At 57.9% G+C, this 18,447-nt stretch carries 14 protein-coding genes; 8 read left to right on the top strand and 6 right to left on the bottom strand.

The features are described from left to right. The first annotated feature begins 51 nt into the window (after positions 1–51). On the top strand, positions 52–1,356 hold the full coding sequence (locus BG842_RS17770) for a sulfatase-like hydrolase/transferase (protein ID WP_069451817.1): 1,305 nt from the start codon (positions 52–54) through the stop codon (positions 1,354–1,356). Positions 1,357–1,374: 18 nt separating this feature from the next. Here the strand turns inward: BG842_RS17770 and BG842_RS17775 are convergent, their stop codons facing one another. Further along, positions 1,375–2,568 (bottom strand): glycosyltransferase family 4 protein, encoded by a 1,194-nt coding sequence (locus BG842_RS17775; RefSeq protein WP_069451818.1) that lies wholly within the window; start codon positions 2,566–2,568, stop codon positions 1,375–1,377. A gap of 278 nt (positions 2,569–2,846) precedes the next feature. On the opposite strand from BG842_RS17775, the gene BG842_RS17780 reads away from it, so the two are divergent. The 4 genes from BG842_RS17780 (at position 2,847) to BG842_RS17795 (ending at position 8,119) form a co-directional block, all read left to right on the top strand. Further along, positions 2,847–3,773, top strand: coding sequence for a hypothetical protein (locus BG842_RS17780; RefSeq protein ID WP_069451819.1), 927 nt, complete (start codon positions 2,847–2,849; stop codon positions 3,771–3,773). A gap of 112 nt (positions 3,774–3,885) precedes the next feature. After that, positions 3,886–5,331, top strand: a complete 1,446-nt coding sequence (locus tag BG842_RS17785) for a flippase (RefSeq protein ID WP_069451820.1) — start codon at positions 3,886–3,888, stop codon at positions 5,329–5,331. Positions 5,332–5,544: 213 nt separating this feature from the next. Beyond that, positions 5,545–6,468 carry an NAD-dependent epimerase/dehydratase family protein gene (locus tag BG842_RS17790; protein ID WP_069451844.1) on the top strand — a complete coding sequence of 308 codons (924 nt, stop codon included), beginning with the start codon at positions 5,545–5,547 and terminating at the stop codon, positions 6,466–6,468. A 424-nt stretch (positions 6,469–6,892) separates the two neighbouring features. After that, positions 6,893–8,119 (top strand): AI-2E family transporter, encoded by a 1,227-nt coding sequence (locus BG842_RS17795; protein WP_069451821.1) that lies wholly within the window; start codon positions 6,893–6,895, stop codon positions 8,117–8,119. Between the two features lie 1,267 nt (positions 8,120–9,386). Here BG842_RS17795 and BG842_RS17805 read toward each other — a convergent pair. The 5 genes from BG842_RS17805 to BG842_RS17825 form a co-directional block, all read right to left on the bottom strand. Beyond that, complete coding sequence (locus BG842_RS17805) at positions 9,387–9,770, bottom strand: nuclear transport factor 2 family protein (RefSeq protein ID WP_069451823.1); 384 nt, start codon at positions 9,768–9,770, stop codon at positions 9,387–9,389. A 116-nt stretch (positions 9,771–9,886) separates the two neighbouring features. Beyond that, entirely contained in the window at positions 9,887–10,687 is an 801-nt protein-coding gene (locus tag BG842_RS17810) for an aldo/keto reductase (RefSeq protein ID WP_069451824.1), read from the bottom strand. A gap of 88 nt (positions 10,688–10,775) precedes the next feature. Continuing rightward, positions 10,776–11,429: a helix-turn-helix domain-containing protein gene (locus tag BG842_RS17815; protein ID WP_069451825.1), complete on the bottom strand. Its 654-nt coding sequence runs from the start codon at positions 11,427–11,429 to the stop codon at positions 10,776–10,778. Between the two features lie 187 nt (positions 11,430–11,616). Continuing rightward, complete coding sequence (locus BG842_RS17820; RefSeq protein ID WP_069451826.1) at positions 11,617–11,979, bottom strand: hypothetical protein; 363 nt, start codon at positions 11,977–11,979, stop codon at positions 11,617–11,619. 6 nt (positions 11,980–11,985) lie between these two features. Further along, entirely contained in the window at positions 11,986–13,125 is a 1,140-nt protein-coding gene (locus BG842_RS17825; RefSeq protein ID WP_069451827.1) for an aromatic ring-hydroxylating dioxygenase subunit alpha, read from the bottom strand. A gap of 180 nt (positions 13,126–13,305) precedes the next feature. On the opposite strand from BG842_RS17825, the gene solA reads away from it, so the two are divergent. From solA to ilvA, 3 genes are all read left to right on the top strand, one after another. Next, positions 13,306–14,448 (top strand): N-methyl-L-tryptophan oxidase, encoded by a 1,143-nt coding sequence (solA, locus tag BG842_RS17830; RefSeq protein WP_069451845.1) that lies wholly within the window; start codon positions 13,306–13,308, stop codon positions 14,446–14,448. Positions 14,449–14,547: 99 nt separating this feature from the next. Continuing rightward, positions 14,548–17,058, top strand: coding sequence for an FAD-dependent oxidoreductase (locus BG842_RS17835; RefSeq protein ID WP_069451828.1), 2,511 nt, complete (start codon positions 14,548–14,550; stop codon positions 17,056–17,058). 99 nt (positions 17,059–17,157) lie between these two features. Then, on the top strand, positions 17,158–18,396 hold the full coding sequence (gene ilvA, locus BG842_RS17840; protein ID WP_069451829.1) for a threonine ammonia-lyase: 1,239 nt from the start codon (positions 17,158–17,160) through the stop codon (positions 18,394–18,396). Positions 18,397–18,447 lie beyond the last annotated feature (51 nt).

Consider the following 18,447-nt stretch of genomic DNA (forward strand, 5'->3'; position numbering starts at 1 on the left):
TTTATTTGGTTTGAAATAGAATGAAGATATCCGGCTCTAATACCGAATTGTATGGCCCCCAATATCGCCCTCGTTACTCTCGATACCCTTCGGTTCGACGCTTTTACAAATCACTTCGATTGGCTCGACGGACTGCGATTCTCCAACGCTTATTCCACATCGCACTGGACGATACCCGCACATGGGTCACTGTTCTCCGGGAAGTACCCGAGCGAAATCGGTGTACACAGTAAGTCCCCATCGCTCGATTGCCCAGAGACCGTTTTGGCCGAACAGCTAACGAAGGAAGGGTACACAACGCGGATGTGGAGCGCGAATCCGAACATGATGTTTTGGGAGGGATGGGATCGTGGATTTGACGAAGTATTCGGGCCGGGAACCCTCAACCCAAAGCACATCGATGTCGTCGACTGGACCGCCTTTCTCAACGGGATCGACACCCATAGTTGGACGAAGTATCCGAAAGCGGTCTGGCATGCCGTCCAAGCAGATTGTTCCACAGTTGCCGCCTTCCAGCAAGGGTATCGACGAATGACGAAATCCGATGCAGATGGTGGTGGGCGCGACGTTCTCGAGCGAATAGGGATGACGGACATCGGTGATCAGGAATTCGTATTCATCAATCTCATGGAAGCGCATGGGCCGTATCACCCCCCTGACTCCTCGAGCGCTCCGGTAAACGTGGTCATCGGCGATGCATTCGCCGATTCCGTAACAAATCCCGAAGAGATACGAGATGCATATTCCACAAGCGTCGCATATCTATCAGACATTTATCAGAAAATATACGAAAAGTTACTCGACGAGTTCGACTACGTCATCACCGTTTCGGACCACGGCGAAATGTTGGGCGAACACGGGATGTGGAACCACGGCTACGGATTATACAAGGAACTCGTCCACGTTCCAATCGTGATAAGCGGAGATAACGTGGAATCACGCGCCGAGGACGCGACGGTGAGTTTGGTGGACGTCTACCAAACCATTGTCGATCTGGCTGGTTGTGAGGTGGAGTCCCGAGGGCAATCGTTGCTCGGCGACGTCCAGTCACGGGATTACCTAACCGAGTACCACGGGTTTCTCGAGCGTCACCGAACCCAATTCGAGCGAAAGAGTGTCCCGATGGAGATATTCGACGAACGTGATACTCCGCTGAACGGTGTCACCACGAAATCCGGTTTCTATGGCTATCAGTCAGAAGATTCGTTCCGAACGCATGGAACTGCCGACCGGAACGACCCTGAAGCGCTCATGGAAGAACTGCTGAGCGAGCGAGACGTCCGAACAGTTGAAGAAGGAGATATGGAAGTCACGGACGAGGTGCAAGAACGATTAGAACGTCTCGGATACGCGTGAAAAAGGCCTGATTTCGTGTTATATCGCGTCCTCAAACGTTCCTTCTAAGGACTCCGTCACCTCTGCGACGGAGAATCGGGATTCGCAGTATTCCCGGCTCTTTTTCCGCATCTCCTCACGGTCGTCCTTTTCCAACCAGAAGGAGATCTTCTCTGCAATGGCTGCCGGAGACGGAGTATCACAGAGGAGATCTTCGTCGAGCGGTCCAATGACTTCTGGGGTTCCGCCGACGGGCGTCCCGATTACCGGAGTCCCGGAGCTCAGTGCTTCGAGGCTCGACAAGCCGAATCCTTCCAGTTCGAGCGTCGGCATTACGAAGTAGTCCGCTGCTTGGTAGTATTTCGGAAGGTCGTCTTCCGCTACGAATCCGAGCAGTCGAACGTTATCCGAGAGCCCTTTTGCGTCCACCATCCGTTCGAGTTTCTCCTTAAGATACCCTTTTCCGGCGATGAGGAGTAACGCGTCCGGATGTTGCTCAACGACGGTTTCCATCGCCCGAACGAGGTTCTCCAATCCCATTCGAGCAACCAGTCGGCGGACAGTAAGCAGAATCGGGCGGTCGAGCGGCAAGTCCAACTCTTTGCGGGCCGGAGTCGGATCCGGAGCGAATTCGAACCTATCGGTGTCCACGGCCAATGGTATCTCACGCACAGAGCCGGGGTTATCGTAGAGATCGAACATCTCTTTCGTCATGAAACTACTCCGTGAAACTACGTCGTCTGATTTTTGAACGGCGATATTTTCAAGCGATTTGAATCCCTTGTTTGCTGCTCGCACGAGGGGTGTTTTCCATCCGTACTTTCCTCGCTCCGCTTCGACTTCGATTTCGCGTGGAATCGGTGCGTGGAAAACGTTCACAAACGGAATATCGAGCGACGACATCCAGAATCCAACCGCTTGGAACGAGTTGTGGATGTACGCCACGTCGAAGTCGTATCGATTGTCTAGTTTCTCGACTGTTTTCGGGACCCTGGCGAACGTGAAAAGCGGATACAATTGATAGATTGATGATGATTTCGCCGGGCTGTCGTATCGATACAGTTCGTAGCCCTCTCTGGATTCTCGCTGCGGTGAGTCGTTATCCAACCGTCTACAGAGAACGACGACCTCGTGGCCTCGCTCGGCAAGCCCTTCGACTTCGGTCAGAAGAGACTTAGCGATACCACCGGTTCGATCCGGCCAGAAATAGTCCGAGAGTACTAGGATGTTCATGCTGTTTCGGTATATTCGTTTGATTGAGTCTTTTGGTGAGATGTGACGAGGTTCGTGGGGACCAATGGTGGCGCGGTGCGTTCGTTCACGATGGATTACTCATACCATCCGGTCTTAGTTCTTTTGTATCCCCATTTCAAACCCTGTTAAAATATTCTTCGAATTGGTATTACAAGATTTCGTATTTAAAGCCGCATACGAAATATCTTAATTATAATTGTTTTGGATATCCGGCTGGAGCATTAAACGATATATGCTATGACTGAATAGAGTCATCCATGTATAGCCCTTCACAGCTTCGAAGGGGATTACGGAGTCCCAATCTGTTTCTTCGAGAGGCGAACCGTCAATATCATCGACGGTTGAACAAGCGAGAGTACAACACGGACGGAATCGACGTCATCGACGAGGATTGGGATAACCTGCTTATCCTCGATGCGTGTCGGTACGACATGTTCAAAGACAATTCTACCCTGCCCGGGCGATTGGAATCCCGATACTCCCGCGGTTCAACGACGGTGGAATTCTTACGCGCTAACTTCTCCGAGCGGGAGATGAAAGACACCGTATACGTGACGGCGAACCCGCAGCTATACCGGAACTACGATGATATCAACCCCCACTTCCATGCGGTAGAAAACGTGTGGTTGGAAGCCGGATGGGACGACGAGTTCCAGACGGTGCTTCCCGAAACAACGACCGAGGCCGCGCTTCGAGCGGCAGAAGAGTATCCAAACAAGCGACTGATCGTCCACTACATCCAGCCGCATTACCCGTTCATTACGGATTCCACGTCGTTCGATAAGGGGTATCTCGATAACCCAGATTCGGATACCCGGGACTTCTGGGGCCGGAAAATGGAATCCGAACTCGACGTCTCCAGAGGGTCGATATGGCACGCCTACACGGGAAATCTGCTTCGTTCACTTCCGCATGTCGAACAGTTGATGGACGCGCTTACCGGGAGAACAGTCGTGACAGCCGACCACGGTAACATGGTCGGCGAACGCGCGTTCCCGTTTCCGATCCGTGAATGGGGCCACCCCCGAGGGATGTACACGGAAGAGCTGGTCAAAGTCCCGTGGTTAGTCCACGAGAACGGACCGAGGAAGGACATCACTACAGAAGGCTCCGATGAGGAAATGGAAGCAGTCGATGATGCCGTCGTCTCGGACCGTCTCGAACAACTCGGATACATGGAGTGAATGGACGTGGAACCGCGTCGTGAATCAGCGATTCCATCCATCAAACCTTCACTCACGTCTCTGTTAAAAGCGTGCTCTCCAGCGGGGAGTTACGGCTTCACCCATCACCAAGATGCGTAAATCACTCACAGGACTCGCTTCGGTTGCGTTCATCGGCGGCATGTTCGGGCGTGGTCTTCGCTATAGTCTCAACATCGTTATCGCCAACGGTCTCGGTACGGGGGCGCTCGGATACTTCGCCTTCGGAATGGTCGTGATGAAGGCGGGCGGTGTAATCGCTCGACTCGGATTGGACAACGCGGCCCAAAAATTTGTCCCGAAACATATCACGGACGAGAATACCAGCGCCCTGTCCGGGATTGCCCTGTTTTGTCTCGCGGTCCCGTTTCTCGCCGGTGTCGTTATTACGGGATTCATTTTCGCACTCGACTTCCAATTCGACCGAATATTCGGCGTATCGTTGAGTCCGACGAGTACGTTTACCCTCGGAATTCCGTTTTTCGCGACCATGATGGTCGGAATCGCGGTGACGAAAGGGCTGAAAGAGACGAAATACCAAGTGTATATCCGCGATATCGGTCAATCGGTCGTCGCTATCGCCCTCGTCGCAATCGGAGCATATGTCATTCAGGACCTCACGGCCGTTATTTACGGTTATGTTCTTTCGTTCGTCGTCGGCACCGCGCTCGTCCTGTACTTTCTCGTCGACGAAAATGTGATTTCGTTCAGTGAACGACCGAAAGTGAACCCGAAGACCGTTCTCGCATTTTCGCTCCCGCTTACCTTGGCCGCTGTCATCCAATATCTCCTCACGTGGACAGATATCCTCATGCTCGGTGTGTTCATGCCGCCGAGCGACGTCGGCAAATATCAGGCTGCGTATCAGACTTCTGTATTGTTGCTCGTCGTGTTACAGGCGGTCAACTCTATTTTCCCTTCGATGGTGTCGGATCTCTATGAGCGAAACCAATGGGAGCAATTGCAGACGCTCTTCGAGGCGATAACGAAGTGGATTACGTATATCACGATCCTCGGGTGTCTCTTCGTCAGTATCTACGCAAAAGAGATTCTCGGGCTGTTCGGCGCAGCGACACCCGATGCACAACTCGCGCTCATCATCCTTTGTCTGGGCCAAACCGCCGCCGCCAGTACTGGCCCGTCCGGCTATTTGCTCATCATGACGAATCACGAGCGCCTCCAGTTGGTCAACACGACGGTCGTCGGGTTCCTGAATTTCGTGCTCAACTATTTTCTCATCAACCAATTTGGCATCGTTGGGGCCGCCATGGCGACAGCCATCTCCTTCGGCGTCCTCAACTTGTTACGAATCGCAGAGATCTACCATTTCCTCGGGGTGCAACCGTATTCCCGCAGATACTGGAAAGGGGTCGTTGCACTCGCATGTAGCACGCCGATTCTTATCCTTGGAAGTCGGCTTCCGGTGCTAGAAGTCGGTCGAATTTTCACCGGCGGAATAATCGCTCTTCCGGTCTTCGTCGCCGTGATTTGGCTACTGGGAATCGAGGACGGTGACCGCTCTATCTTCGAGAAAATTTGAGGATAGCAGCCTTTATCGGATGTTATTCGGTCAAGACCGTACGACCTCTTTAGGAACACCACCACAGACGAACCAACAATTCGTGTCAAGTAGATTATTATTTCAAAATTATTTTATTATTGTATTTATTTGTGAGGTTTCACACCAACTTCATCCGCTCTAACCGAACGACATAAGTCTATGCTTCGCGGGGATAAAAATAGCGTGTTGCAAATGCAACTAACTGATAAACGTGTCCTCGTTACCGGCGGTGCAGGGTTCATCGGTTCGAATCTCGCCAACAGTCTCGCTCGCGAAAACGACGTCGTCGTCGTCGACGACGGCTATCTCGGGACGCCCGAAAACCTCGATGACGCCGTCGAATTCCACGAACAGAGCGTCCTCGATGACGACCTGCCGACCGACGTGGACGTCGTGTTTCACATCGCTGCCCTCTCCTCGTATAAGATGCACGAGGAGAACCCGACCAAGGGGGCCCGAGTGAACGTCGAAGGCTTCGTCAACACCGTCGAACAAGCACGGGACGATGGCTGTGATACCGTCGTCTACGCCTCTACGTCCTCCATTTACGGAGACCGTACTGAGCCATCGCCCGTCTCAATGGACGTCACCGTCAACACCGGCTATGAAGCATCGAAACTCGCGCGCGAAAAGTACGCCGAGTACTTCGCCAACCACTACGATATGAACATGGCTGGAATGCGCTTTTTCTCGGTGTACCAAGGCTACGGCGGCGCGGAAGAGCACAAACAGGAGTACGCCAACGTCATCGCGCAGTTCGCCGACGATATGGCAAACGATGAGGCTCCTGTTCTGTTCGGCGATGGCACGCAGACGCGTGACTTCACCCACGTCGACGACATCGTCCGCGGACTCGTCCTCGCGGCGGAGCACCAACTCACAGGCGTTTACAACCTTGGTACCGGGAGGCAGATCTCGTTCAACGACCTCGTCGACCTGCTCAACGAGGAACTCGGTACCGACATCGAACCGGAATACATCGACAATCCGATTCCAGACTCGGTATACGTTCACGATACGATGGCGGATTACTCCCAGATGCACGCGGAAACCGGCTGGGAGCCGGAAATCGACCTCGAGGAAGGGATAAATTCGGTCTGCCAGCAGTATCGATAGACGGGAACGACGTCCGTCTTCTGTTTTATTGCTCGCCATATCGACCACTGCGTCGTATCGCGCGAAAATCTCGGCCAATCGCTACTCGCCAAAGCGGATGTCGGTGGAAATCACACTTAATGAACTGGGACTTGACTGTAGAGTATGGCGAAACTAGTGTACGACGGACCGGACGGAACCAATGAACGCGAAATAGATGCGGAGGCTCTCTCCGACTCCGGTCGAGTAGAGGGTATCAGAGTGAATCTCGAAGAAGGCGGGTATCTGCACATTCCGTACACTCGTCTTTACTGGATACGAATGAGCGAAGACGAAGGAAAAATCGATTACTCGCACGTATGACGTTCCTTCCGTTCGGTTCCCTCACGAACCATTCACATGTTGGGCAAAGGACTTTAGAGCGAGTCTTTCCGATCTTTGGCACATGAACTTCGACCCCACACAGAATCGTGAGCGGGTCGCCTGGTGGCTCATCTTCGGTGTCCTCGGCTTGATTATCGCGTTTATCTTTTACTCGTACGTCGGAACGATCGTCCTCGGACTGTTCGTCTACTACGCGACGCGGCCGATTTACCGAAGGTTGAGCCAACGCATACAACCACGTAGCCTTGCGGCAGGGCTTGCGTTGGGAGTGCTTGCGTTCCCCGGTATACTCCTCATCGCGTACACGGTATTCGTGGGTATCCAGCAATTGAGCGAACTCGCGGGAATCGATCTCCAGCAGTACGAGTCCTTGTTAGGGCCGTACCTACAAACTGTCCTTGGTCAGCAAAATCCCCAAGACGTAGTCAATCAAATTCTTTCGAACCCTCAACAACTCACCCAGTATCTCAATCCTCGAACAGCGAGCGGGGTAGTGACGTCGGCCGGTGGCTATCTCGGTGCCGCCGCATCCGGGCTTATCCACGTCTTCATCGCGCTCATAATCGCGTTCTATCTCCTCCGAGACGACCAAAAACTTGCTGGTTGGTTTTCATCACAGATCAGCGGGGAGAACAGCGCGACGCACGCTTATTTGACGGAGGTCGACACCGACCTCGAAACGATTTATTTCGGAAACATCCTGAACGCGTTCGTCGTCGCCGTCGTTGCAGCCATCACCTACACGGCACTCGATAGCATCGCACCGCCCGAAGTGGGCATTCCCGCAGCGGTCCTCTTAGGACTCTTGACCGGACTCGGCAGTCTGATCCCTGTCGTTGGTATGAAAATTGTGTATGTACCGATCGGCCTCTACCTTGCAGGTCGCTCCCTAGTGACCTCCCCTCAATCGATCTGGTTTCCAATCGCATTCCTACTGGTTGCCGCAGTCATCGTCGACGGTTTGACCGAACTGCTGTTGCGGCCGTACATCTCCGGTCGGAATCTTCACGTCGGCCTCGTCTTGTTCGCATATATTCTCGGCCCGCTCCTCTTCGGCTGGTACGGGCTATTTCTCGGACCGCTCCTGTTGGTACTGCTCGTTCACAGCGCACGAATCATCCTCCCGGACCTTCTCCACGGCCGGGAGCTAACGCCGTTCGCAACCGCCGCGGACCCGATTCCGGATTCGGATGAGAAAGCGAGTGACGATACGCCCTCAGCTGATACGGTCGATACTGAGCCATCGGAAACCGACTCATCTATCGAATCACCCGACGGAGGGGAATGAGGAAGGACTGTGAGTCCTATCAGACTTGATTTCCATCATCAGACAATAGAAAGGTATCCCCACCAAGCCAACTATTAACTTTTTAGAAACCCGAACTCCGATCGGAGGTACTACTAATGGCACCGATTGCAGACCTCCCGTCCAAGGAGTCTAACGGCGAAGATGTACCCGACCTCGATGACTTAGTTGATCGGATTCTGAACGGCGGAAACGACCCTTCGCCATCGGTGAAGTCAGTACCGTAATCGACTCGAGGGTCCTCGAAAATTTTTCGCTCGCTCTGGTCGTAGTCCGTGGTTGACCGGTTTTGACCGACGATGGAGTGTTTTGAGACATCGGTGAGAAATCATAACCTCCAGTCGTTCCTCCACTTGTGTGACCGGGTCACTCGCGGCACCGCTGAAACGACCGTTCAGTGCCATCGACAGTGGCTCAGGGCGTATCACACATGAATTCGAACTCCACACTTTGTGACGAGGGAACTAATGTGACCGTGTTCGACCCGTCGTCGTCCGAGATGGCGTCCGTGACCACACATTGGCAACGTCGTGCCGTTCTTACGTATCTCCGCGACACGGATCGGTGCAGTTGTCAAAACTCGCCTCCGTTCTAGCTCGCGAAAAAGCCAACGCGGAGGGGCGAGGGCCGACCCGTTCCGACGAGCGGCGAACTCGTCTGGCACTCCACCACGTCGACGTTCCATTACTCGCGGACGTCGGAATGCTAACGTACGATACGCTTTCAAACATCGTCACACCGACACCGTCGGTCGACAGTCTCGACGCCCACTTCTTTATCACCGATTGATTTCGAAGTCGTCGTGAACAGCTTAGTTGGCTGAATTGCAGGCGGGTCAGCCCCCTTGCTCACCGAGCGACCGACGGGCGCGAGTAGGGAGGGGATACGCCCGCCGTTGTTGGTCACTTTCACTGGCCACCAGCGCCGTACTCCCGCCGCGGTTGAATGGGGGAGTACGACACGCACTTCAATACGTCCGGTGTTCACACGCGACACAACGCGCGTGCATCGGTCGCGGCAGGCGAGTGTCTATCAGGTCGGAGTGGGACACTCCGAACCGCCTGTCAAGGGCAGTCACCTGCGGAGTCTGGAACCGTCCTCAGACCCGTCGGTTCTGAGGGGCCGCACACGAGCGACGCTCGTGTGGCCACTGTGGACCCGATCGCTGTACGTTCCGACACAGAACCAGGACGCTCTTACCGCACCAAGTGAGGGCTGGGGAAGCCCGAAGGCGGTCGGTGGGAGTAGTTCACAACTGGTGTGGAGCGCTCACGTGCATCCCGACGAACTTCCAATCTTCCCCCCGCCTTGCCAGCGTTCCGCTCCACCGGGTATCGAACTCGCGTCGCGTCCCACTCGTCGTGTCCGTCCACGCCATCTCAACCGTGTCGCTGAACCATGCATGACGGTCGCGCTGGGTCACGCGCAGTTCGTGACTCGTCACCGTCCAGTCCTCCGACTGACGGGTCTGCTCGCGCAATCCTTCTGCGACGGCCTCGTACCCGACGAGTTGCTCCGAGATTCCGAACTTGACCAGTTCGTCGTCCGTGGCGAAGTATGGGTAGAGCGGCTCACCTCGACGAAGCGATTCGTAGTACTCACGGACCGTGGCTTCAGCATCGTCGGTTTGCATAGCGAACGAACCTCCTCGTTCGAGTTCCAAAGGTCTTCGTCCCACCCAATAAAAACGAATCAACACTCACCTTCGAAACGAGATGAACGGATGCGAACGACTCGCCAGACGATGTATTACCGATTCCACGGCGCGTCGTCTGGGTCGATGAGACGCTCTTCACGTTCGATGGCGTCTATCGCCTCGATGTCGTCCTCATCTAACGCAAGTTCCTGCGCTTCGAAGTTGTCCTGGAGGTGCGCCTCGCTCGACGTCTTCGGGATAGCGACGACGTTCTCCTTCGCGGCCAGCCACGCCAGCGATACCTGATGGGGCGTCGCGTCGTGTTTCTCCGCGACCGCCTGAATCTCGTCGATTTCGGTCACCTCTCCGCGTGCAATCGGCGCATAGGCGACGAGCCAGTGGTCGTCCTCGCGGGCGTACTCCTGGAGTTCCTCCTGTTGGAGCAGGGGGTGCATCTCGACCTGATGGGCGAATATCGGCGCGTCGAGCGTGTCGCGTGCCTCGTCGAGTTGTTCCGGCGTGAAGTTGCTCAGGCCGACGTGCTCGATCGTCCCTTTGTCGTGAAGTTCGTCGAACGCCGGAAGGGTCTCCTCGGCGTCGTACGTGTCGCGCGGCCAGTGGACGTACAGCAGGTCCAGCCTCTCGACGCCGAGTCTGTCGAGACTTTCGTTCGTACTGGAGAGCACGTCGTCGTACGCGAGTGTATCGTCCCACACCTTCGTCGCGAGGAACACGTCGTCTCGGTTGACGTCCGCGCGTTCGATACCATCGCCGACGTACGTCTCGTTGTCGTAGGCCTGTGCGGTGTCGATATGACGGTATCCCATCTCCACCGCGGTGGAGACGATTTCCGAACACTGTTCCGGGTCGGTATTTTTGTAGGTTCCGAGTCCGATTTGCGATAGTTCGTCCATACGTTTCCGTGTAGGCGAACGCACCTGAATGATGTGGCCCACGCGCCGTCGTTCGATTTTTCGTGATAAACCAGTCGAACCTCGACCGCTACTCGTCCTGCACGAGCGTCGTCTCGATGAGCCGCGACGTTCCGCGCCTGATTCGGCCGCCGACCGCCGTCGAGGAGATGTCCAACTGTTCGGCGAGCGCTTCGTGCGAGGTCTGCCGCGGTTCCTCGAAATACCCCTCTTCGAACGCGGTCAACAGGGCCTTTCGTTGTGCCTCGGTCAGCGATTTCCCGTCGGCGGTGAGGCTCTCCTGTTGGTACAGCCGGTCGAGTTCGAACGAGATGCCTTCCTCCCGGCAGTAGCTCCACAGTTTCGACAGCGACTTTCGGTCGGGCAATTGGACGCGGAGAAGCCACCCCTGTCTCACCGAGCGCGCTTCGAGCATCATCCCACCGACTTCGGTTGTTTTCGGTGTGACCAGTTTCGTGCCAGCCGTATAACAGAGACGATAGATGCGGGTGTCCCCATGGTCAGCGACCATCTCCCATCGGTCAACCGTCGAATCGTCCTCCAATGCGTCCTCGAACGGCTCGAAATCCCCGTCGTCGGTCTCGACGAGAAAGAAGAACATTCCCGTCTCCGGGTCGGTTCCCGTCGTCGGGACGACTTTGATAGCGACGTTCGATACCGACCCTATCGTCGGTGCCAGCGCGAGGTCCGGATGTTGAACCGTGACGTGTGAAATAAACGTCATAGTGGGTTGTAATGCGTTGATTTGCTACGTGTCCCACTCTCGTTGGCATCCGTGTTAAACATTCGGTACCACGGTGATTTTCGCAGGGGAAACCATCTGGTCTTCACGCCGTCCTCCCGGACTCGATTCGAGCGAATCTTGAATCCGGTTCAGTCGCGGCCGAACTGCGGCGGCGTTCACTCTCTGCTCAAAACGCGCTCACGTGGTCGTCTTTCGGCTCCCACACGTGACCAGTCATTCGTAGCTCCCGGAGGTCTTCGAGCGTTTCGCTGACGGTTCGACCCTGTTCGCCCATCGCCGCCGTCACGAGGCCGAGCGGAACGCCATCCTCGTAGTCCTCGCCAAGTTCGAGAACGACGGCTTTGAGGTCGGCGCCTTCCGTCGTTTCCCTGATCGACTCGTCGTCGGCGATCTCCCACTCGACGTCGTGACCCGTGAGCGACCGATGGCGTCTGTAGAACGCTATCACCTCGTTGGGCGTTTCTGTTTCCGTTCGTTCCCCACAATTGGGACAGCTGGCGACGAACGGTGTTCGGTCATGTTCTGTCATCGGTGGTTAGGCGTTGTAGGCCTCTTGGGCCAGTCGGTGGAGTTTGTGCAGCGTGTGCTCGTTCGGTCCGAGTTGGGCCTGTGCCAGCGCACCCGATTTCAACCCCTCGTACTGGCGCTCGACCAGTTCGAAGTCCTCCTCCTGCAGTTGGCGACTCGTTCGCACGAACTCCAACTCCTCGTCGGTCATCTCCGAGTCCCTGAAGAAGTAATCGGCGATGAGTTGGAAGCGTTCCTCGTCGATGGGGTCGATGATGTACGTGCCGTAGCCGTCCGCGGTGCCGTACATGTTCACCGTGAAGTTCGGCCACATGTAGTAGAACTTCGCCTCGTGTTCGTCGTGAATCCGGAGGTCGTCGTCCACGTCCTCCTCGTGGGTGTAGTGGAGCACCCAGTGGTAGTCGTTCACTTCGAGTTCGGAGTCGTTGAGTTGGATTCCTTTGATCCAGTCCTGGTGGTTCGCCTGGCAGTGGTCACACTCGGAGTAGTTCCCCCCGAACGTCTTCCAGTTGCACTCGACCTCCGAGACGAATCGTGCGGCGTGTTCGTACTCGTCGAGCGGGAAGGCTTCGAGTTCCGTCGCCATCTTTCCGGCCTGTTCGGACAGCGGCATCGGGTCGGTGTCGAAGTTGACGAACACCAGCGGCCCGATGCGGTCGGTCGAAACCTCCATGAGGCCGTTCGTCTCGGCGTCCAGTTCCGACACGTCCTCGTCGTCCAAGTCGGGATTGAGACTGGCCTCCTCGAAGCTCTTCGGCGTCGTCGAGAGGTCCCCGTCGAGGTCGTACGTCCAGAGATGGTACGGACACTGAATCCGACTCATGTTGCCGGGGTCGGTCATGGGCGTGTCGTCGACCATCTTCGACCCACGGTGGGCACAGACGTTGTAAAACGCACGAACGTCGTCCTCGTCGTCCCGAAGGATGATGACCTGCTTATCGCCCACCGTCCGGGTGAAGAAGTCCCCGACCTCGGGAATGCTGTTGGCGTGGCCCGCGTACACCCAGTACCGCGAAAACACCTTCTCCTTCTCCATCTCGAAGACGTCCGGGCTGGTGAAGTACTCCGCCGGGAGGGCGTTCGTTTCGTCGGTGATGTCCGGGCTGACCGCTTCGACCTGATCTGTTCCGTCGTTCCATCGTGTCATGTGACAACTTGTCTCGTCCTTGGGGTATAAAAATGAACCACAGATAGCTCCCCCATTCAAGTGTACCGGTGTTCGAGCTCCGGTTCGAGGATACCAGTTTCCGTCGATACCCCCGCCGGTTCGCTCGTTTTTTCGGGGGAAAACTCTGAAGATGGTCGATTCAAAACATCGTTGATGGGTATGAGTGACAGTAACAATCGAAGGGACGTCATCGTCATCGGCGTCGGTGGAATGGGGAGCGCCGCCACGTACCACCTGGCCCGACGCGGTTTCGACGTCCTCGGATTGGAACGATTCGATATTCCGCACACGCATGGCTCGTCGCACGGCATCACGCGTATCATCCGCCGTGCGTACTACGAACACCCGTCCTACATCCCGCTCATCGAGCGGGCGTACGAGCTGTGGGACGATTTGGCCGAGCGGACGGGCAGGCCCGTCATCCACCGGACCGGGTCCATCGACGCCGCTCCCGAGGGGAACATCGTCTTCGAGGGCTCGCTGCGCTCCTGTGAGGAACACGATATCCCCCACGAAATCCTCACCGGCGCGGAACTGAACGAGCGGTTTCCCGGCTATCGGCTTCCGGACGAGTACAAGGCGTTGTACCAACTGGACGGCGGGTTCATCGTCCCCGAGGAGTCCATCATCGGCCACGTCGAAGCCGCACAGCAAGAGGGCGCTGACGTTCGGGCCCGACAGCAGGTCCTCGACTGGACGGAGACGCCGGACGGTGGCGTGCGAGTCGAAACCCCGAACGCCTCCTACGAAGCCGACAGCCTCGTGCTCGCGGCGGGTGCGTGGAACTACAAACTCGCGGACGCGCTGGAGGGCCTCGCCGTCCCCGAACGGCAGGTCCTCGCGTGGTTCCAACCCGAAACGCCGTCGCTGTTTGAACCCGACTCGCTCCCCGTGTGGAACATCAGTTCGCCGGAGGGACGGTTCTACGGCCTTCCCATCTACGGCGTCCCCGGATTCAAACTCGGGAAGTACCACCACCTCGACGAACAGGTCGACCCCGACGACTGGAACACCGAACCGGGTCCCGCCGACGAACGACTCTTGCGAGATTTCACGGAGAAGTACTTCCCGGAGGCGGCGGGCCAGACCATGCGACTGGCGACGTGCATGTTCACCAACTCGCCGGACGAACACTTCATCCTCGATACCCTCCCGGACCATCCGCAGGTCGCGGTCGGGGCCGGGTTCTCGGGTCACGGATTCAAGTTCGCGAGCGTGATCGGCGAAATCCTCGCCGACCTCGCCGTCGAGGGAGAGACCGACCATCCGATAGACATGTTCGAGTTGGATCGGTTCGATTGAAGAGGCGTCTCCCGCCGAATCGAGGGAGACCTTTTTTCAATACCTGTCCTATCTCACAATGACCCTTTTCACACGTTCCCGTCGATGTTAATGTGGTAAATGAGTACAAGTAGCATACTTCCCGACGAAGCCGGGACGCTCGTCGTGGGTGCCGGGTGTGTCGGCTGTAGCGCGGCGTACCACTTGACCGAACTCGGCCGCGAGGACGTCGTCGTCGTCGACCAAGGGCCGCTGTTCGAAACGGGTGGCTCGACCTCGCACGCCCCCGGTCTGGTGTTTCAGACCGCCGGTAACAAGCTGATGTCCGAGATGGCCCAATACACGCGGGAGCTCTACGACGACCTCGGCGGCTTCCGGAAGTGCGGCGGTATCGAGGTAGCCTACACGGAAGACCGGTGGGAGTTCCTCAAACGCAAGCGCGAGTGGTCCCGCTCGTTCGGCGTCGAGGACGGGGAACTGCTCTCCCCGTCGGCGGTCGAAGAGCGCATTCCCCAGATAAACGCGGACGTCATCCACGGCGGGTTCTACGTCCCCTCAGACGGGAAGGCCCACGCGGTCGAGGCCTCGGAGGCGATGGCGAATCTGGCGCGCGAACGCGGAGCCGAGTTCTACGGAAACACGAAGGTCGTCGACCTCGAAACCGACGACGGTGAAATCGATGCCGTCGTGACCGAACACGGCCGTATCGAGGCCGACGAGGTTCTCCTCGCCACGAACATCTGGGGGCCGCTATTCGGCGAGATGGTGGACGTCGACGTGCCCCTCAAACCCTGCGCCCACCAGTATCTCGTCTCGGATTCCATCGACGAACTGGCCGACGCCGAGCGCGAAATCGAACAGCCGATACTCCGCCATCAGGACCGCTCGCTGTACTTCCGCCAGCACGGTGACGCTTACGGCATCGGGTCGTACAACCACGACCCCCTCCTCGTCGAACCCGAGGACATCTACGGCCCGGACCAACTAGACGACCTCGGACTGGAGTACCCGTCGCTCCGCGAGTTTACGGCCGAACACTTCGTCGAGAACACGCATCCCGACCACGAACAACCGGCGTTCGACGCCGCGAGTGAACTGATTCCGGCGTTCGAGGAGTGCGACTGGGAAACTGAAATGAACGGGATGTTCTGTTTCACCACCGATGGGATGCCGATTCTCGGCGAAACCGAGGACATCGATGGCCTCTGGTGGGCGCTCGCCGTCTGGGTGACTCAATCGGGCGGCGTCGGGAACGTCATCGCCGAGTGGATGGAAAACGGCACCCCGCGACTCGACGGCGAGCGCGTGGACGCGACAGGTGCGTCCATCGACCGGTTCCAAGGCCACCACGGTGCCGACGAATTCGTCCGCGACCGGGCCGCACAGCAGTACCGCGAGGTCTATCAGCTCACCCATCCCCGGAATCAACCGAAGAAACAACGCGGCTTGCGCCGAAGTCCGTACTATCCGCGTCAGCAGGACCTCGACGCGGAGTTCTACGCGAGCGACGGCTGGGAGTCGCCGCAGTGGTACGAAGCGAACGAGGCGCTGCTCGACGAGTACGACGTCCCTGACAGACCCGAGTGGATCGGTCGCAACTGGTCGAAGGCACACGGGGCGGAACATCAAGCGGTTCGCGACCGGGTCGGACTGTACGACCTCACCTCCTTCACCGCCATCGAAGTGCGCGGGTCCGGTTCGGAGCGGTTCCTGCAGGGACTTCTCTCGAACGACATCGACGTGTCGCCCGGTCGGGTGCGCTATACGACGATGCTCAACGAGGACGGGGGCATCCTCGCCGACCTGACCGTCTCCCGACTCGGCGAGGACCGCTTCCTGATTCTGACCGGCGGCGGCAGTTCGGGGACGACGCAGGGGCGTTGGATTCGAGACCACGCCCCCGACGACGGCACCGTCGAGGTCATCGACCGGACTTCCGCCCGATGCGGCCTCGGCGTCTGGGGACCCAACGCGCGCAAGACCCTCGAAGGGTTGGTCGAGACGGACATCTCGCACGATGCCTTCCCCTTCTTCTCCTGTCAGGAGACGTACGTCGGAGGCGTTCCGGTGACGATGCTCCGCGTCTCGTTCGTCGGCGAACTCGGCTGGGAACTGTACGCCCCGCAGGAGTACGGTGCACAACTGTGGGACGCGGTCTGGGACGCTGGCGAGGAACACGGCGTCCTCGCCATGGGCGACGCGACGCTCAACTCGATGAGCATGGAGAAGGGATTCCGGTTGTGGGGAACCGACATTTCTCCGGAGTACAACCCCTACGAGGCGAACCTCTCCTTTGCGGTGGACATGGAGACTGACTTCATCGGAAAGGAAGCGTTGGCCGAAGCCAAAGAGTCGGGCATCGAACAAAGGCTCGTTCCCGTGACCCTCGACGAACCGGGCGCGATCGTCGACACGGGCCACCCCATCGTCGACGGCGACGAGATTCTGGGCTACACCACCCGCGCCGACTACGGCTACACCATCGACGCCGGTATCGCCTACGCCTATCTGCCGACCGACTACACCGAGGCCGGGCAGTCCGTCGAGGTGGAGTACGAAGGCGAGCGGTTCCCGGCGACGGTGCGGAACGAACCGCTGTTCGACCCCGACCGGGAGAAGATTTTGCGCTGATTCGAGTGTCACGATGACGACGCAGATATCGAACCGTTCGGGACACACGTTCGCGCCAAACCGTACCTGTCATTGCAGTGCACGACGACGACCACACAGATGACTACCAACACGACGGAACGACTCTCCTTTTCCGACATCGAACAGGCCATCGAACGACTCGACGACCCGTCCGTCGTGAAGCGGACGCCCGTCGAACGGAGCACGTCACTCGACGACCGAACCGGCGGCGAGGTGCACCTGAAGATGGAGCATCTCCAGTGGACGGGCTCGTTCAAAACCCGCGGCGCGTACAACAAAATCGAGCGCGACGTGGTGGGGACGGACACCGAGCGCGTCGTCGCCGCGAGCGCCGGGAATCACGCGCAGGGTGTGGCGCTCGCGGCGACAAAACTCGGCATCGATTCGACCATCGTGATGCCCAAAACCGCCCCGCAGACGAAAATCGACGCGACGAGGGGCTACGGCGGCGAGGTGGAACTCGTCGGACAGGACTTCCGCGAGGCGATGAATCACGCACAGTCCCTCGCCGAGGACGGTTCCGCGGAACTCATCCACGCGTACGACGACCCGGCCATCATCGCCGGACAGGGCACGCTCGGCGTCGAGATGTACGAGGACCTCCCGACCGTCGATACCGTCGTCGTTCCCATCGGCGGCGGCGGCCTCATCTCGGGTATCGCGATGGCTTTCGCCGAACTGTCCCCCGAGACGCGTATCGTCGGCGTCCAGGCGACGGGCGCGGCGACCGTCCCCGACAGTCTGGACAAAGGGATTCCGAAAACGCTCGACTCGGTGGACACCATCGCGGACGGCATCGCAACCGGCGGCATCTCCGAGTTGACCCTCTCACTCATCGAACAGCACGTCGACGAAATCGTCACCGTGACCGACAGCCAAATCGCGCGTGCGGTTCTCTTCCTCCTCGAACGGGCGAAACAGGTGGTCGAGGGTGCCGGTGCGGCCTCGGTCGCGGCCGTCATGGGCGAAGCCCTCGACGTCGAGGGGGAGACGGTGATGCCGCTGCTCTGTGGCGGAAACCTCGATATGACGATGCTGCAAACCGTGTTGGTGCACGCGTTGACGAACCGCGAGCAACTCCTTCGGCTTCGGGTGCGCATCCACGACCAACCCGGAGAGATGCAGGAGGTGTCCGGCATCATCGCGGACCACGGGGCGAACATTCGCAACGTCCGCCACGACCGCTCGGCACCGGAACTGGACGTCGGCGAGGCCTACCTCGTCTTCCAGGTGGAGACGAGCGGTGCCGGGCAGGCGAGGAACATCATCCGTTCGATACGCAGTCACTCCTACGAGGTCATCCACGTCAACTCCTGAGGCGGTTTCGGACGCGTGAGCACCATCGTCGAAGTCGAGCGGTTCTCTCTT

Origin of the sequence: Haladaptatus sp. W1, assembly GCF_001723155.1 — an archaeon.
Classification (GTDB): domain Archaea; phylum Halobacteriota; class Halobacteria; order Halobacteriales; family Haladaptataceae; genus Haladaptatus; species Haladaptatus paucihalophilus.

What these genes read in the sequence shown, in the direction of transcription:
- BG842_RS17770 (WP_069451817.1), top strand. Translation starts at nt 52, where the DNA reads ATGGCCCCCAATATCGCCCTCGTTACTCTCGATACCCTTCGGTTCGAC.
- BG842_RS17775 (WP_069451818.1), bottom strand. Translation starts at nt 2,568, where the DNA reads ATGAACATCCTAGTACTCTCGGACTATTTCTGGCCGGATCGAACCGGT.
- BG842_RS17780 (WP_069451819.1), top strand. Translation starts at nt 2,847, where the DNA reads ATGTATAGCCCTTCACAGCTTCGAAGGGGATTACGGAGTCCCAATCTG.
- BG842_RS17785 (WP_069451820.1), top strand. Translation starts at nt 3,886, where the DNA reads ATGCGTAAATCACTCACAGGACTCGCTTCGGTTGCGTTCATCGGCGGC.
- BG842_RS17790 (WP_069451844.1), top strand. Translation starts at nt 5,545, where the DNA reads ATGCAACTAACTGATAAACGTGTCCTCGTTACCGGCGGTGCAGGGTTC.
- BG842_RS17795 (WP_069451821.1), top strand. Translation starts at nt 6,893, where the DNA reads ATGAACTTCGACCCCACACAGAATCGTGAGCGGGTCGCCTGGTGGCTC.
- BG842_RS17805 (WP_069451823.1), bottom strand. Translation starts at nt 9,770, where the DNA reads ATGCAAACCGACGATGCTGAAGCCACGGTCCGTGAGTACTACGAATCG.
- BG842_RS17810 (WP_069451824.1), bottom strand. Translation starts at nt 10,687, where the DNA reads ATGGACGAACTATCGCAAATCGGACTCGGAACCTACAAAAATACCGAC.
- BG842_RS17815 (WP_069451825.1), bottom strand. Translation starts at nt 11,429, where the DNA reads ATGACGTTTATTTCACACGTCACGGTTCAACATCCGGACCTCGCGCTG.
- BG842_RS17820 (WP_069451826.1), bottom strand. Translation starts at nt 11,979, where the DNA reads ATGACAGAACATGACCGAACACCGTTCGTCGCCAGCTGTCCCAATTGT.
- BG842_RS17825 (WP_069451827.1), bottom strand. Translation starts at nt 13,125, where the DNA reads ATGACACGATGGAACGACGGAACAGATCAGGTCGAAGCGGTCAGCCCG.
- solA (WP_069451845.1), top strand. Translation starts at nt 13,306, where the DNA reads ATGAGTGACAGTAACAATCGAAGGGACGTCATCGTCATCGGCGTCGGT.
- BG842_RS17835 (WP_069451828.1), top strand. Translation starts at nt 14,548, where the DNA reads ATGAGTACAAGTAGCATACTTCCCGACGAAGCCGGGACGCTCGTCGTG.
- ilvA (WP_069451829.1), top strand. Translation starts at nt 17,158, where the DNA reads ATGACTACCAACACGACGGAACGACTCTCCTTTTCCGACATCGAACAG.